This is a genomic window from Corallococcus sp. CA054B (assembly GCF_003611625.1).
Lineage (GTDB): Bacteria > Myxococcota > Myxococcia > Myxococcales > Myxococcaceae > Corallococcus > Corallococcus coralloides.
Map to the genome: position 1 here is coordinate 1 of NZ_RAVY01000069.1, position 15,484 is coordinate 15,484.

Sequence of the window (15,484 nt, forward strand, 5' to 3'; positions counted from 1 at the left end):
GTCCCGGCCCGTCCCGCGGTCACCCCGGTGATGGCGCCGAAGGTGACGGACGCGGAGCTGCTGGCCGTCTGGGAGAAGTGGAAGGCGGCCCGCTCCCGCAACGACCTGGCCGCGGCGGACGCCGCCCAGAAGGAGCTGCTCACGCTGCGCGAGGAGGTGCTGGCCTCCGACCTGGAACCCCTGAGCATGGGCTTCGTGCGCGAGGCCGGGGTCCGCCGCCGCGCTGGAGACCTGAAGGGCGCGCTCGCGCTCCTGGACGTGGCCGTGGCCCTGTCGCCCGGGCTGCCCGCCGCGCGCTTCGCCCGGGCGGAGACGTACGTGGTGGAGGATCCGCTGAAGGTGTCGCGCGGGCTGGGCGAGTGGAAGACCGCCCTCGTGACCCTGCTCGGTGACGCCCGCTACCGCCGGCCCGCGCTCACGGACCTGGGCGCGCTGGTGCTCGCGGCGTGGGCGGCCACGGCGGTGGCGGTGGTCGCGGTGCTCTTCCTGCGGCGGATCCGCTACGCGCTGCACGACTTCCACCACCTGTTCCCCCGGGCGGTCACGCGCTGGCAGTCCGGGCTCCTGGGCCTGATGCTCCTGGCGCTGCCCGTGGTGCTGGGCGCGGGGCTGGTGCCGGTGCTGCTCCTGCTCTTCGCCTCGGTCGCGCTGTACGTGGGCCGCGCCGAGCGCTGGGTGGCCGCCGTGCTGCTGATGGGCCTGGGCGTGATGCCGCTCGCCGCCGGGACGCTGACGCGCTTCACCGTCTTCGCCGGCACGCCCGCGGAGGACGTCTACCTCCTGGAGCGCGGGGGCCTGTCCGCGGAGGGCGCGGCGGCCCGCGTGCGCGCCCGCGCGGAGGCTCGCACCGCCCGCTTCCAGGAGCTGGGCGCGCTCGCCTGGTACGAAGCGCGCCGGGGGCTGCTGGAGGAGGCGCGGGCGGACTTCAAGGCCGCCTCCGCCCTCAAGTCAGGTGACGCGCGGATGCTCACGCGCTTCGGCAACGCGCTCCTGGGCCTGGGCGACGTGGACGGCGCGGTGCTCCTCTATACGCAGGCGTCCAAGGCGGATCCGTCCATGGCGGCGCCGCACTACAACCTGGGGCAGGTGTACCGGCGCCGGGCCCGGCTCCTGCCGGATGATCAGCTGGGCAAGGAGCTGGACCGCTCCACCTCCGCCATCGCCCAGGCGCAGGCCCTGGACAGCTCGCTCCTGCGCAGGGATCCGCCGCCGGAGGACCGCCCCCTGCTCAACCTCCTGCTGCTGGCCCCGACGGTGCCGGAGCGAGACTGGATGGGCCTGGCGGACGGCACCCAGGAAGGCGCCCGCGTGGAGGGCCAGGTGGGCCGGTGGCTGTCGCCCCTCCTGCCGGCAGGCCCGGTGGGCTGGGGGCTGACCGCGGGGCTCGCGGCCCTCGTCGCCGTCTTCGGAGAAGCCTCCCGGCGCATGAAGGCGTCGCGCGGCTGTGAGCGGTGCGGAAACGCCGTCTGCCTCCGCTGCGACAAGGACCTGTCCGTGGGCGGCGCGATGTGCGGCCAGTGCGTCCACGTCTACGCGCGCAAGAGCCAGGTGCCCAAGGAGTTCCGCTCGCGCAAGCAGGGCGAGGTGGACCGCCACCAGGCCTGGACGAAGCGGGTGACGTACGCGCTGGGCACCCTGGTGTCCGGCGCGGGCCACGTGGGCACGGGCCTGCCGGTGCGGGGCGCCCTCTATGCCTTCGTGTTCAGCTTCGCCGTGGCCGCGCTGGTGCTCCACCGGGGCCTGGTCCGCACGCCCTACGGCGACGCGCCGCTGTACCTCAAGCTCGTGCCCGCGGGCACGGTCCTCTTCTTCGTCTACCTGCTGACCCTGCGCGGCCTGCGCCGCCACCAGCGGGGGGAGGCCTGAGCCATGGCCCTCAAGGGCACCCTCAAGGACTTCGGCATCGGTGACATCCTGCAGCTGATTGGTCAGCAGCAGAAGACGGGCACGCTCCACCTGCGCAACAAGGACCAGGAGGTGCGCGTCGGCTTCCAGGACGGCCACATCATCAAGGCCGAAAGCCTCACCCGGAAGCGCAAGGAGCTCATCGGCGCCATGCTGGTGCGCGCCGAGATCATCACGGAGACCCAGCTGGAGGCGGCGCTGGAGGTCCAGAAGCGCACCCTCAAGCGCCTGGGCGACGTGCTGGTGCAGAGCCACGCGCTCACCGCGGAGCGCTTCCAGCAGATGGCCCAGCTCCAGGTGACGGAGACGCTCTACCGCCTCTTCACCTGGAAGGCGGGCACCTACGAATTCATCCAGGAGCCCGTGGAGCCCGGCCCCGAAGGCATCACCCCGCTGCGCGCGGAGACGGTGCTGATGGAGGGCTTCCGGATGGTGGACGAGTGGCCCGTCATCCGGAAGCGCATCCACCGCGACGACATGACCTTCGAGCGCGTCAAGGCGCTCCCGCCGCCCCGCGCCCACGCGGAAGAGGGCGGGGAGCTGGGCGTCATCGGTCCGACGGAGCGCCACGTCTATGAGGAGATCGCCGCGGGGCGCGACCTGCGCCGCATGGTGGACCTCTGCGGCCTGGGCGAGTTCGAGACCTGCAAGGCGCTCTACAACCTGGTCAAGGGCGACTACGTGCGTGCCATCGACGCGGAAGGTCGAGCGCCCGTGCCGGAGGACACCCGCCTCGTCGCCCGGGTGGGCGGCCTCCTGGGCCGCGTCGCGGTGACCATGGCGGTCATCGCGGGGCTGGCCTTCATCGCGTCCCGCTGGGTCGGCAGGCAGGGGCACGAGCCCGGCGCCTCCCGGCTGGGGGATCCCGCCGCCCAGCGTCAGATTGCCCACGCGCAGCGCGTCCGCATCGAGGCCGCGCTGGAGGTGTTCCAACTGGAGAAGGGAACCCTCCCGGAGCGGCTGGATGCTTTGGTGGATGCCGGATTGTTGAGTCCGGAGGAACTGCGCTACCCGTGGCGGGAGGAGTACTATTACCGCCGCACGGCCGCCCGGCAGTTCATCCTCCTACCGCCCGTGCGCTAGCCCGCGGGCAGGCTCGCCGTCGAGAGATGGCGGGCGTGAGGGGAGGGGTGGCGTTAAATTGAGGGCGAGCGATCACTGAACGAGGAATGACGCGCATTGCGAAATCCCGCCACGCTGGAAGTGCCCGCAGCTCGCGCTGAAACCACCCCCACCTCCGCGAAGGTGGACGTCCGTGACAACGAGACGACCCAGGCCCTTTGCGGAAACCAGAACGAAAACCTCAAGCTGATGGAACGGCGCCTGGGGGTCCGGGTGGGGCAGCGCGGTACGGAGCTGCTTCTCTCGGGGCCCGCGGACGCGGTCGCCTTCGCCGTGCGGCTGGTGGAGAACCTGGAGGAGATGATCCGCGCCGGACGCCCCGTCTACCGCGAGGACGTGGAACAGGCCATCAAGGTCCTGGGCCGCGGCACGGAGTCGCTGCAGGAGGTCATGCTCGGCACCGTCCTCAAGAGCTCCGGCAACCGGCAGATCGCCCCCAAGAGCATCGCGCAGAAGCGCTACGTGGACGCCATCCGCGCCCACGACATCGTCTTCGGCGTGGGCCCCGCCGGCACCGGCAAGACGTACCTCGCCATGGCCATGGCGGTCGCCTTCCTCCAGGAGCGCAAGGTCAAGCGCATCATCCTGGCGCGTCCCGCCGTGGAGGCCGGTGAGAAGCTCGGCTTCCTGCCCGGCGACCTGGCGGAGAAGGTGAACCCGTACCTGCGCCCGCTCTACGACGCACTGCACGACATGATGGCCTTGGAGCGCGCCCAGACCCTGGTGGAGCAGGGCGTCGTGGAGGTCGCGCCGCTCGCGTTCATGCGCGGCCGCACCCTCAACGACGCCTTCGTCATCCTCGACGAGGCGCAGAACACCACCGTGGAGCAGATGAAGATGTTCCTCACCCGCCTGGGCTACAACAGCAAGGCGGTCATCACCGGCGACGTGACCCAGGTGGACCTGCCCACGGGCAAGCTGTCCGGCCTGAACCACGCGCGCTCCGTGCTGCGGAACATCGAAGGCATCCACTTCTCGGAGTTCTCCGACGTGGACGTCGTGCGCCACCCCCTGGTGCAGGAGGTCATCCGCGCCTACGAGCGCTCCGACGCCGCCCAGAAGCAGGCCCAGTCCGCTCCCGCGGCGCAAGGCACGGAGTCCTGAAGTCGTGACGCCGCACCCGCCACCCCCTCCCGGCCTTGCGCCGGGACGGGGGTGGAGTCGCTGGGTGACCCACACTGCTGCCTGTTGGCTTACCCGCAAATTTCGCAGAGCGAACTGGCATCCAGGCGGCGGCTGTCCCACCCTCACGAATTTTCCCCGTCGCTGCTTCCTTCTAGGGAGCCTGACGTCTTCGCAGGGTGAGGAGTTCCCCCATGGCCGATCCTGAATCACCAACCCCCGGGCCCAGTCCGCTGGACGCGCTCGCGGTCCGCCTGGGGCTCGGGCGGCGTGGGGAGTGGGGCCGGCGCATCGTGCAGGCCCTGCTGCTGCTCGTCGTCTCGGTGGGCGCGGGCTTCGTCATCTCCCCGGGCCTCTACAGCCAGCAGATTCCAGCGCTCACCACGGAGGCCCTGGGCAAGCCCTTCCGGGCCAACTCGCCCGCCGGCTTCAAGGCCGCGCGCGACTACGACATCGTCCACCAGTCGATGACGGAGCAGCGCCGCCGCGAGGCCCGGAGCGCCGTGCGCCCGGTGTACGACCTCAACCCGGCGGTGGTGGGCAACCTGCGCGCGTCCGTGCGCGCGGCCTTCGCCTCCGCGCGCGAGCACCTGGAAGAGGAGAAGGACGCCCGCGCCGAGGAGACCCCGCCGGAGGAGGGCCAGGCCAAGCGCCGCCGCCCCACGCCGCTCACCCCGGAGGCCCTGGAGCGCCAGCGCCGTGACCGCGAGGAGATGCAGGCCCGGTTCCAGGAGCAGCTCTTCGGTCAGCGGGACGCGGGGCTGGAGTCCGAGGACTTCCAGGCGCTCGTCGCCAACGGCTTCTCGGAGGAGGCGGAGACCGCCACCCTGTTGCTGCTGGACCGGGCCTACCGCGCGGACGGCAGCCAGGTGTACGTGGCCGGCTCGCGGGATGAGCTGGTGCGCGAAGCGCCCCAGGGCCTCACCGTGCGCGACGTGCAGCACAAGAATGAAGAGATGCTGCCCGCGGGCGCCGCCCAGGTGGTGGACATCCGGGAGGCGCACCAGGAGCAGGACCGGTTCGCCTCCGTGCCCGGCAACGTGATGCCGGAGGCTCCGGCGGTGCAGCGCCGCGCGGTGCTGAGAATCGCCAAGCGGCTCGTGCGCCCCAGCCTGACCATCAACATCGCGGAGACGGACCTGCGCCGCCGGCTCGCGGGCGACGCGGTGAAGGACGCCGTCATCGCCATCAAGAAGGGCCAGCGCGTCATCGGCGATGGCGAGCTCGTCAACGAAACGCACCTCGTCATGCTGCGCGGGATGCGCGCGCAGACGGACCGCCTGGACCTGCTCCAGTTGCAGGTGGGCGGCACGGGCCTGGTGGCCCTGCTGGTCGTGGCCTTCTACGGCTTCTGCCGCGCGGCCTTCCGCCGCTTCCGCCCCACGCGCAAGGACGGCGTCCTGCTGGGCCTGTTGCTGGTGGGCCTGTTGGGCCTGCTCCAGGTCTGGGTGTCCATCGCGGACGCGGTGCAGGACCGCTACACGGCGCTGCCCATCGAAGCGTTCTATTACGCCTTCCCGGTGGCGGCGGGCGCCATGCTGGTGCGCTTCATCCTGGCGCAGGAGCTGGCGCTGTTCTTCGCCATGGTCATCGCGTGCCTCGCGGGCGTGATGCTGGGCAACTCGCTGGCGTTCGGCATCTACACGCTGGTGGGCTCGCTGGTGGCGGCGGACCGCATCGTCAAGGCGAAGGACCGCGTGGGCATCTTCCGCGCGGGCCTCGTCACCGGCGTGGCCAACCTCATCGCGGTGCTCTTCCTGTTCCTCGTGGAGGGCAAGGGCCTGGCCGGGGACACGGTCATCACCGCGGTGTGCGCGTTCTTCGGCACCGCGCTCGCCGTCCCCGTCATGGTGATGGCGCTGACGCCGCTCATCGAGGCCACGTTCGGCTACGCGTCGGACATCAAGCTGTTGGAGCTGGCGAACCTGAACCACCCGGCGCTCAAGGAGCTCATCGTCCAGGCGCCCGGCACGTACCACCACTCCATCATCATCGGCACGCTGGTGGAGAACGCGGCGGAGACGATTGGCGCCAACCCGCTGCTGGCCCGCTCGTGCGCGTACTACCACGACATCGGAAAGGGCCGGAACCCGCTCTACTTCGGGGAGAACCAGAAGGGCGAGAACCGGCATGACGGCCTGGCGCCCGCGATGAGCGCGGTCATCATCAAGCGCCACGTGACGGAAGGCCTGGAGATGGCGCGGCAGTACCGCCTGCCCAAGCTGGTGGCGGACGCGATTCCCCAGCACCACGGCACGCGCACGGTGGGCTTCTTCTTCCACAAGGCCTTGAAGGAGCAGGAGGGCAAGGAAGGCGCGCCCCCCATCGACGAGAGCATCTACCGCTACCCGGGCCCCAAGCCGCAGTTCCGCGAGGCGGCGCTGGTGATGATCGCCGACGCGGTGGAGGCCTCCACGCGCTCCATGCCGGACCCCACCAGCGCGAAGCTCCAGGCGCAGGTGCAGAAGATCATCAACATCATCTTCTCCGAGGGCCAGCTCGACGAGTGCGACCTGACGCTCAAGGACCTGAACCTCATCGCCCAGTCCTTCCTGCACACGCTGGAGGGCATCTACCACACGCGCCCCGTCTACCCGGCGGGCGCCATGGGTGGGGGCAAGGGCGGAGGCGCGCCGCTGATGATGGCGCCCGCGCCCGCCAAGACGGAAGCGAAGGACACGAAGGTGCGAACGGCGGGCATGTCATGAGCCGCAAGGTGGAGGGCGTGAAGCTGCGCAAGGGCAAGGTGATTCCGCGCGACGACGGCAAGCGCATCGAGGAGTTCGTCGGCGTGGCCAGCACGCAGACGGAGTCCGCGTCCGTGGCGCGCATGCGTGCGCCGCCGGGCTGGAGCGAACCCGCGCAGACGCCGGAGTTCGACGAGGTGGTGCTCGTCCTCACGGGCGAGCTCACCCTGGTGGTGGACGGCAAGCGCGAGCGCATTGGCGCGGGCGAAGTGGGCCTGGTGCCGCGCGGCAAGCGCGTGGTGTACCGCAACGACTCGCAAGGCGCGTGTGACTACTGGTCCATCTGCGCCCCGGCGTTCCGCGTGGAGCTGGCGCACATCGAGAAGCCGGCGCCCAAGGCGAAGGCCGCGGACAACCACGTGACGGTGCAGGTGGCGCACGGGCAGGGCGCGGACTACGAGCGCCTGCTCACCACCTGGGCCCGCGACTACCTGAAGCGCCTGGGGCTCACCGACTGCGAGCTGTCGCTGTCGCTCGTGGGGGACCGGGCCATCCGCCGTCTCAACCGCACGTGGAGGCAGAAGGACAAGGCCACGGACGTGCTGTCCTTCCCCGCCGGGGACCTGCCCAAGGGCACCCCGGGCCCGCGCCCGCTGGGCGACGTGGTCATCTCCCTGGACACGGCGAAGCGGCAGGCGAAGGAGTACGGCCGCACGCTGGAGTCGGAGATGGGCCGCTACCTCGCGCATGGCCTGCTGCACCTGCTGGGGCATGACCATGAGAAGCCTCGCGACGCGAAGCGCATGGCGGCCCTGGAGGAGCAGCTCCTGGGTGAGCGGGGCATGGTGGCGGACTCGCTGACCATCGACTCGCGCGAGCGCCGCGCGAAGCTCATCTGAAATCCCCGCCGGGGGGCTTGCGGCCCTCCGTGCCTCGTGTTGGATGGAACGATGCCCCGCCTGTCGTCTCTCATCGTCGCAAGCCTGTTGGGTCTCCTGCTGTCCGCGTCCCCCGCGCGCGCCGCGTCGGTGCCGCCGTGGGGCACGGGCGAGAGCCGGGGCGAGGACCTGTCCATCTGGCTGGTGACCTTCAGCCCCGGCGACGACGTCTTCTCGTGGTGGGGCCACGGCTCGCTGGTGGTGGAGGACCGCGCCCGCAACATGCAGCGGCTCTACAACTACGGGATGTACTCGTTCGACGACCAGACGGTGGTCCACTTCGCCAAGGGCCGCCTGGAGTTCTGGGTCGGCGAGTCGAGCGTCAACGGCACCTTCCGCTTCTACAAGTCGCTGGGGCGTGACGTGCGCGTGCAGGAGCTCAACCTCACGCCGGAGCAGCGCGTGACGGTGGCGAAGAAGCTGGCGGACAACGTGCTGCCGGAGAACCGCGACTATCTCTACGAGCACTACAGCGACAACTGCGTCACGCGGCTGCGCGACATGATCGACGTGGCCGTGGGTGGCCGGCTGTCGGAGGCGGAGAAGGCCCCGGCCCGCATGACGCTGCGCGAGCACACGCGGCGCTACACGGCGGTGAGCCCGCCCGTGAGCTTCCTGCTCGACTTCATGATGAATGACTCCATCGACAAGCCCATCACCCGCCGCGAGGAGGCCTTCCTCCCGGACGAGCTGGAGCAGCAGGTGGCGGAGCTGAAGGTGCCGGGCCCGGACGGACAGCCGGTGTCGCTGGTGGAGAAGCAGTGGAACTTCTACGCGTCGCCCACGCGTCCCCGGCCCCCCGCGCAGCCGCCCGCCTTCGGCCCGTACATCCTCGCGCTGGGCGTGCTCCTGGGCGGCGCCGCGCTGGGCCTGGCCGCGTGGGAGAAGAAGGGCAGCCGCGCGGCGCGCATCCTCCTGGGCCTGGAGAACGTGGTGGTGGGGCTGGTGCTGGGCATCCCGGGGCTGGCGCTCGTCGTCATGTGGGCGGGCACGAACCACGTCGTCACGCACCACAACGAGAACCTCTTCCTCGCGAACCCGCTGACGCTGCTGGCCGTGCCGTACGGTCTGCGCCTCACCTGGAACAGCGCGAAGGCGCGGGCGCGGCTCAAGTGGGTGTGGGGCCTGCTCGCGGCCACGGGCGCGCTGGGCCTGGTCCTCAAGGTCCTGCCCTGGTTCGACCAGGACAACTGGCGCGCCATCGCGCTCATCCTGCCCATCTCCCTGGGCATGGCCGGCGCGTTCTGGCTGGACCGGCTCCGGGCGCTCGTGCCAGGAACGGCGCGCACGCCGCCCCGTCAGGATGCGCAGGTGACCTCGCTCAAGGCCTCCTGAAACACCCCGGCTTTCCCAACTGTTTCGCAACGAAGGAGACGACGAACACCATGGCGAACGATTCGATGGAGAAGATCCAGGCCCTGAAGGAGCGCCTCAACGCGCTCCGGGGGCATCTTTGACCTCGACCGCAAGCGGTCCCGCATCGCGCTGATTGAACGCGACTCCACGCAGCCTGACTTCTGGAACGACAACACCAAGGCCCAGGGCCTGTTGAAGGAGAAGTCCACGCTGGAGGCCAGCGTGGGTGCCTTCGACAAGACGATGCGCGGGCTGGACGACGCGCAGACGCTGCTGGAGCTGGCGGCGGAGATGAACGACGAGGCGAGCGCGCAGGAAGCGGAAGGCACGCTCGCGTCGCTGGAGGGCGAGGTCGCCAAGCTGGAGCTGGCGCGCATGCTCTCCGGGCCGCAGGACCGCAGCAACTGCTTCATGGACATCAACGCGGGCGCCGGCGGCACGGACTCCATGGACTGGGCCGCCATGCTCCTGCGCATGTACACGCGCTACGGTGAGACGAAGGGCTGGAAGGTCGAGCTCAGCGACGAGGTGCCGGGCGAAGAGGCGGGCTTCAAGAACGTCTCCCTGCGCATCGAGGGCGAGAACGCCTACGGCTACCTCAAGGCGGAGGTGGGCGTGCACCGGCTCGTGCGCATCAGCCCCTTCGACGCCAACGCCCGCCGCCAGACGGCGTTCGCGTCCGTGGACGTGTACCCGGAGGTCGACGACAGCATTCAAATCGACCTGCCGGAGAAGGACATCGAGCTGAAGTTCATCCGCGGCGGTGGCGCGGGTGGACAGAAGGTGAACAAGACGTCGTCCACGGCGCAGCTGCGCCACCTGCCCACGGGCATCATCATCACCTGCCAGACGGAGCGCTCGCAGTCGGCCAACAAGGACATGGCCTTCAAGATCCTGCGCGGCCGCCTGTACGAGCTGGAGATGAAGAAGCGCGAGGCCGAGCGCGACGCGGCGGAGGCGGCGAAGAAGGACATCTCCTTCGGCTCGCAGATCCGCAGCTACGTGCTGGCGCCGTACCGCATGGTCAAGGACCTGCGCACCGGCGTGGAGACGGGCAACGTGGACAAGGTGCTGGACGGTGACCTGGAGGAGTTCGTCACCGCGCAGCTGTTGGGCGTGAAGAACCCCAACCGCAACGCCGCCGCGGACTAAGGGCGCCCAAGTCCTGTCCGGACGCATCCCACCCCTCCCGGGCCCTGAGGTCCGGGAGGGGTTTTTCTTGGCCCGGGAACCTTTTTCCCGGAGCCGGTGTCAGGGGGCGGGGCAGGGGGGTGCGGTAGGATGGAGTAGGCCGTACCCACAGGAGGCGCGGGTGTCACCGGGCGGAGTGCTCGACGTCGGACAGCAGGCCCTGGCCTCCGAGGCCCTGGCCGACCCGCGCCGCGAGGAACAGGCGCTGCTCGTCCGGCTGCGGCGCGGCGACCCGGAGGCCTTCGAGTCGCTGGTGCACCAGCACCAGGACCGCCTCTACGACTTCTGCTTCCGCATGCTGGGCGACCGCGAGGAGGCCCACGACCTGGTGCAGGAGATCTTCGTCAGCGTGCACCAGAACGTCCGGCGCTTCCGCGAGGACGCGCGCCTGTCCACGTGGCTGTTCCGCATCTCCAAGAACCAATGCCTCAACCGGCTGAAGTACCTCCAGCGCCGGGGGCGGGGCCGCTCGGACGTCTTCGACGAGGTGAGCGCCGCCGCCATCGCGGAGGGTGGGGGCGCCCCGCCGCAGCCGGACGCCGCCCTGGAAGCGGCGCGTGAGCGGGCCCGGGTGCAGCGGGCCATTTCCCAACTGGACCCCGATGCGCGCATGCTGGTGGCGCTGCGTGACATCGAGGGCCTGAGCTACGACGAGATTGTCGACATCACCGAGCTGCCCGAGGGAACCGTGAAGAGCCGGCTCCACCGGGCACGCGAGAAGCTGGCGGACCTGCTGGGGCGCTTCGAACCATGAGCGGCGGCGGGTGGAGGTCAACGGACGTGGAACCGCGATTGGATCACCGTGAGGCGAGGGCGCTGTTTCTAGCGCTCGCCGACGAACAGCTGGCCGCCCCCCAGGAGCAGGCGGTGCGCAGCCACCTGGACGGCTGTGAGGAGTGCCGCCAGGGGTGGGACCGGTACGCCCGCACGGTGGAGCGCGTGCGCACGGTGGAGCGGGAGAAGGCCCCGCCCGCGCTCGCGTCGCTCGTGGCCGCCCGGGTGCGCCGCCAGCGCCGCTTCGGCCTGAAGGGCCTGCACCTGGCGCATGCCCAGCACCGCTTCCCGGTGGAGATCCTCATCCCGCTGCTCCTGGCCGCGGCGGTGGGCGCATTTCTCTTGATGTCTTCCTGACGGTCATTTCCGGGGCCGCCACCCCCTGGGATGCGTTGCGTACCGGGGGAGGCTTGGCTACGGTGCCGCGCCTTTCATACGAGCGCGTCATGGCCGACCCCGAGAACAAGACCCCCCCAGGTGAGAAGAGCGGCGAAGCGGCGGACTCCAGCTCCAAGGAGCAGGAGATCTACCAGCAGCGGTTGGACAAGGCCCAGAAGTGGCGCGAGGCCGGCTTCAACCCCTACGGCAACGGCTACGCCCCGAAGCACCGGGCCGCGGACATCCTGGCCACGCACGCCGACCGCTCCATGGAGGACCTGGAGAAGGACGCGCCCGTCTACGACGTCGCCGGCCGCATCGTGGCCATGCGCTCGTTCGGCAAGGCCGCCTTCATCAAGCTGCGCGACCGCTCCGGGGAGATCCAGGCGCACGTGAAGAAGGACGCGCTCGGGGACCTCTATGAGGTCTTCAAGCAGTGCGACCTGGGCGACTTCGTCGCGGTGCAGGGCCCCGTCTTCCGCAGCAAGACGGGCGAGCTGTCCCTGTCCGCCACGAAGTTCGTGCCCCTCACCAAGTCCCTGCGCCCCCTGCCGGAGAAGTGGCACGGCCTCACGGACGTGGAGGTCCGCTACCGCCAGCGCTACCTGGATCTCGTCTCCAACCCGGACGTGAAGCAGGTCTTCCTCAAGCGCAGCAAGCTGGTGAAGTTCATCCGGAGCTTCCTCGACGGGCGGGACTTCGTCGAGGTGGAGACCCCGATGATGCACCCGCTGGTGACGGGCGCGGCGGCGCGGCCGTTCATCACGCACCACAACACGTACGACATCGACCTCTACATGCGCATCGCGCCCGAGCTCTATCTGAAGCGGCTCGTGGTGGGCGGCATGGATCGCGTCTACGAAATCAACCGCAACTTCCGCAACGAGGGCATCAGCACCCGGCACAACCCGGAGTTCACGATGCTGGAGTTCTATCAGGCGTACGCCACGTACGAGGACCTGATGGACCTCACGGAGGAGATGCTCTCGGAAGCCTCCCGCCACGTCACCGGCGACTCCAAGGTGAAGTACGGCGAGCACACGGTGGACTTCGGCAAGGGCTGGAAGCGCATCCCCATGCCGGAGGCCATCCGGGAAGCCGTCCCCGGCCTGTCCGACAAGGACATGGTGGACGTGGACCGCCTGCGCCATGAGCTGCTCAAGACGGTGCACTCGGAGGTGGAGCGCCGCGCCGTGGACGCCATGAACCACGGTGAGCTGGTGGGCGCCCTCTTCGAGGCCCACGTCGAGCACACGCTCATCCATCCCACCTTCATCACCCAGTATCCCACCGCCGTCTCCCCGCTCGCCCGCCGCAACGACCAGAACCCGGAAATCACGGACCGGTTCGAGCTCTTCGTCGCGGGCCGGGAAATCGCCAACGCCTTCTCCGAGCTGAACGACCCCCTGGACCAGAAGGGCCGCTTCCAGGCCCAGCTGGACGCGAAGCAGCGGGGCCAGCAGGAGACCATGGACTACGACGAGGACTACATCCGCGCCCTCGAACACGGCATGCCGCCCACGGCCGGTGAAGGCATCGGGATTGATCGCGTCGCCATGTTGTTCACGGACGCCGCCAGCATTCGTGACGTGATTCTCTTCCCCCTCCTCAAGCCGCTGGCGAAGTAGCCACGAGGCCTCGTGCACCCCGCCGAACGGCAGACCGACTATCGCTGGCCCCTCCTGTGGGCCGGCGCCCTCGTGGCCCTCGTGGGAGCCATCCTCCTGGGGGTGGCCATCTCCGAGTCCGAGGCGTGGGCCGAGGTGGCCGGCGCCCTGGGCCTCTCCTTCGTGGGGTGGGGCGGGCTCGTCCAGTCCTTCGACGCCGGGGCGCTCGCCCTGGGCGCCCAGAAGGCCACGGCCGTGGCCGGCCCCAAGGCGCTGGTGGCCGGGACGCTCGTCTGGCTGGCCGGCTGGGGCCTCATCGCCGCCGGCATCCGCCGGGCGCCAGCCTCCGGTGAGGGGCCGAGCCCCGCCGCCGGTGCGCCCCTGTACCCGCGCCTCGCGCGCTACCGGGACTTCTACTGGAGCACGCTGGGGGCCTACGGCGGCGGCATCCTCCTGGCGGAGCTGGTGCTGCTGCTCCTCCAGACCGTCCTCTCCAGCGGCGTGCCGTCGGACCTGGGCGGCGCGGCGCGCGAGGCGGGTGGGGGGCTTTCGCTGCCGCCCACCATCGCCTTCGCCATCGCGTTCATGGTGAGCATGGGCGTGGCGTTCGCGTCCGGCTTCGTGGGCGCGTCCCGGGCGCAGCGGCTGTCGTTCCCGGAAGCCACCATCGGCGTGTTCTACCTGGGCCTGCCGGTGCCCATCCTCCTGTCGCTGATGGAGCGCGTGCCGTCCCTGCAGCTGGCGCTGGGCTACCGGCTGCGCGAGGTGACGTACGTCGCGGGGCTCATCGGCCGGCCGGAGCTGGCGTACTGGCTCGTCTTCGCGGCGCTGGTGCTGGCGTTGGTCCTGGGCATCAACACGGGCTTCATCGCGGCGGGCAGCGGCCGGGTGGACCTGCGGCTGGGGTTCGAGCTCTTCGTCGCGCGCCGGCACGTGGCGGTGTTCCGTCCGTCGCTGCTGCTGGGCGCGCTCGCGGTGCTGATGTTCGGCATCATCCCGCCGCTCATCGTCTACTTCATCATCCGCGGGGCGGAAGCCGCCGTGGAGCGCACGCGCGTGAAGTCCCTGGGCCTGGCGGATCCGCTCGCCGCCGCGTCCGCGCAGCACCGGATGAAGCTGCATGAGCAGTCGCCCACCATGATGATGACCGCGCTGTCCGTGGGCGGCGTGGGCGTGGGCGTGATGGCGCTCATCATCGTGCTCAGCGTGATGAGCGGCTTCGAGGCCGACCTCCAGCAGAAGATCCTGGGCACCAACGCGCACGCGGTGGTGTCGCGCTACGCCGGGGACCTTCCGGACTACGACAAGGTGATGCAGCAGGTGAAGCGCGTGCCCGGCGTGGTGGGCCAGACGCCCTTCATCATCAACCAGGTGATGATCGCCTCGGAGGGCAACGTCGACGGCGTCATCATCAAGGGCATCGACCCGCACACGGTCGGCTCGGTGACGGACCTGCCCGAGAACATCCTGCCCGGCGGCGACCTGGGCCACCTGGAGCAGCCCGCGAAGATCCTCCCCAGCAGCGCGGTGGAGGACGCGGATGGCCGGAAGGACGCCGAGGAGGAGGACCCCATCATCGGCAAGCCCTCCAAGCCCGCGAAGCCCACGGTGCTGCCGGGCATCATCATCGGCCGGGAGCTGGCGGCGTCCTTGCGCGTGGTGGTGGGGGACCGGGTGAACGTCGTCTCCCCGCTGGGCACGGAGCTGGGGCCGTCCGGGCCCATCCCCAAGAGCCGCGCGTTCCGGGTGGCGGGCGTCTTCTACTCGGGCATGTACGAGTACGACTCCAAGTTTGTCTACATCCTGCTCAAGGAAGCGCAGGACTTCTTCGCCGTGAAGGGCGCCACCGGCATCGAATTGAAGGTGGCGGACATCGACGACGCGCGCCGCATCGCCAACCAGGTGGTGCGCGTGCTGGGCGGCTACCCCTACCGCGCGCGCGACTGGGGCGAGATGAACAAGAACCTCTTCTCCGCGCTGCGCCTGGAGAAGCTGGTGATGGGCATCATCCTGTCCATCATCATCATCGTCGCCGCGGGCCTCATCGTCGCCACGGTCATCATGCTGGTGCTGGAGAAACGGAAGGAGATCTCCGTCCTCAAGGCGCTGGGCGTCCCGGACGGCGGCATCGTGAAGATCTTCCTCGCCGAAGGGCTCCAGATTGGCGTGGCCGGCGGCGTGCTGGGCCTGTTCTCCGGCCTCGCGTGGTGCCTCTTCATCGAGAAGGTCGGCATCAAGCTGGATCCGGAGGTCTATTACATCCCCGCGCTGCCGGTGCGCATCGAACCGGTGCAGACGGCGCTGGCGGTGATCATCGCGGTGCTCGTCACCTACCTGGCGTCCATCTACCCGGCCCTCAAGGCGAGCAGCGTGGAACCGGTGGAAGGTCTGAAGGCGGAGTAGC

At 70.0% G+C, this 15,484-nt stretch carries 11 protein-coding genes; all 11 read left to right on the forward strand.

Annotated features, from left to right (window positions below; genetic code table 11):
- Positions 1-1,866 (forward strand): tetratricopeptide repeat protein (locus D7V80_RS18445; RefSeq protein WP_147447136.1); only part of this gene is annotated, 1,866 nt, incomplete at its 5' end.
- 3 nt (positions 1,867-1,869) lie between these two features.
- The gene (locus D7V80_RS18450; RefSeq protein ID WP_120589405.1) at positions 1,870-2,988 is read left to right on the forward strand and encodes a DUF4388 domain-containing protein; all 1,119 of its coding nucleotides are present in this window, start codon (positions 1,870-1,872) and stop codon (positions 2,986-2,988) included.
- Between the two features lie 96 nt (positions 2,989-3,084).
- A complete protein-coding gene (locus D7V80_RS18455; protein ID WP_120589406.1) occupies positions 3,085-4,131 on the forward strand; it encodes a PhoH family protein in 1,047 nt (348 codons plus the stop codon).
- A gap of 212 nt (positions 4,132-4,343) precedes the next feature.
- Positions 4,344-6,857, forward strand: a complete 2,514-nt coding sequence (locus D7V80_RS18460; RefSeq protein ID WP_120589407.1) for an HD family phosphohydrolase — start codon at positions 4,344-4,346, stop codon at positions 6,855-6,857.
- A complete protein-coding gene (gene ybeY / locus D7V80_RS18465; RefSeq protein WP_199738744.1) occupies positions 6,854-7,735 on the forward strand; it encodes an rRNA maturation RNase YbeY in 882 nt (293 codons plus the stop codon). The genes D7V80_RS18460 and ybeY overlap by 4 nt, the downstream gene beginning before the upstream one ends.
- Before the next feature lie 51 nt (positions 7,736-7,786).
- Positions 7,787-9,109 (forward strand): DUF4105 domain-containing protein, encoded by a 1,323-nt coding sequence (locus tag D7V80_RS18470; protein WP_120589408.1) that lies wholly within the window; start codon positions 7,787-7,789, stop codon positions 9,107-9,109.
- A gap of 50 nt (positions 9,110-9,159) precedes the next feature.
- Positions 9,160-10,282, forward strand: a protein-coding gene (gene prfB / locus D7V80_RS18475) for a peptide chain release factor 2 (protein ID WP_233585485.1) whose coding sequence is annotated in 2 segments (ribosomal slippage) — positions 9,160-9,228 and positions 9,230-10,282 — 1,122 coding nt in all. Because the reading frame shifts where the segments join, the coding sequence is not laid out codon by codon here.
- Between the two features lie 160 nt (positions 10,283-10,442).
- Positions 10,443-11,075, forward strand: coding sequence for an RNA polymerase sigma factor (locus D7V80_RS18480; protein ID WP_120589409.1), 633 nt, complete (start codon positions 10,443-10,445; stop codon positions 11,073-11,075).
- On the forward strand, positions 11,072-11,452 hold the full coding sequence (locus D7V80_RS18485; protein ID WP_014395488.1) for an anti-sigma factor: 381 nt from the start codon (positions 11,072-11,074) through the stop codon (positions 11,450-11,452). Before D7V80_RS18480 ends, D7V80_RS18485 begins: the two co-directional genes overlap by 4 nt.
- 89 nt (positions 11,453-11,541) lie before the next feature.
- Positions 11,542-13,101: a lysine--tRNA ligase gene (gene lysS / locus D7V80_RS18490; protein WP_120589410.1), complete on the forward strand. Its 1,560-nt coding sequence runs from the start codon at positions 11,542-11,544 to the stop codon at positions 13,099-13,101.
- 12 nt (positions 13,102-13,113) lie between these two features.
- On the forward strand, positions 13,114-15,483 hold the full coding sequence (locus D7V80_RS18495) for an ABC transporter permease (RefSeq protein ID WP_120589411.1): 2,370 nt from the start codon (positions 13,114-13,116) through the stop codon (positions 15,481-15,483).
- Position 15,484 lies beyond the last annotated feature (1 nt).

What these genes read in the sequence shown, in the direction of transcription:
- D7V80_RS18470 (WP_120589408.1), top strand. Translation starts at nt 7,787, where the DNA reads ATGCCCCGCCTGTCGTCTCTCATCGTCGCAAGCCTGTTGGGTCTCCTG.
- D7V80_RS18450 (WP_120589405.1), top strand. Translation starts at nt 1,870, where the DNA reads ATGGCCCTCAAGGGCACCCTCAAGGACTTCGGCATCGGTGACATCCTG.
- D7V80_RS18485 (WP_014395488.1), top strand. Translation starts at nt 11,072, where the DNA reads ATGAGCGGCGGCGGGTGGAGGTCAACGGACGTGGAACCGCGATTGGAT.
- ybeY (WP_199738744.1), top strand. Translation starts at nt 6,854, where the DNA reads ATGAGCCGCAAGGTGGAGGGCGTGAAGCTGCGCAAGGGCAAGGTGATT.
- D7V80_RS18460 (WP_120589407.1), top strand. Translation starts at nt 4,344, where the DNA reads ATGGCCGATCCTGAATCACCAACCCCCGGGCCCAGTCCGCTGGACGCG.
- lysS (WP_120589410.1), top strand. Translation starts at nt 11,542, where the DNA reads ATGGCCGACCCCGAGAACAAGACCCCCCCAGGTGAGAAGAGCGGCGAA.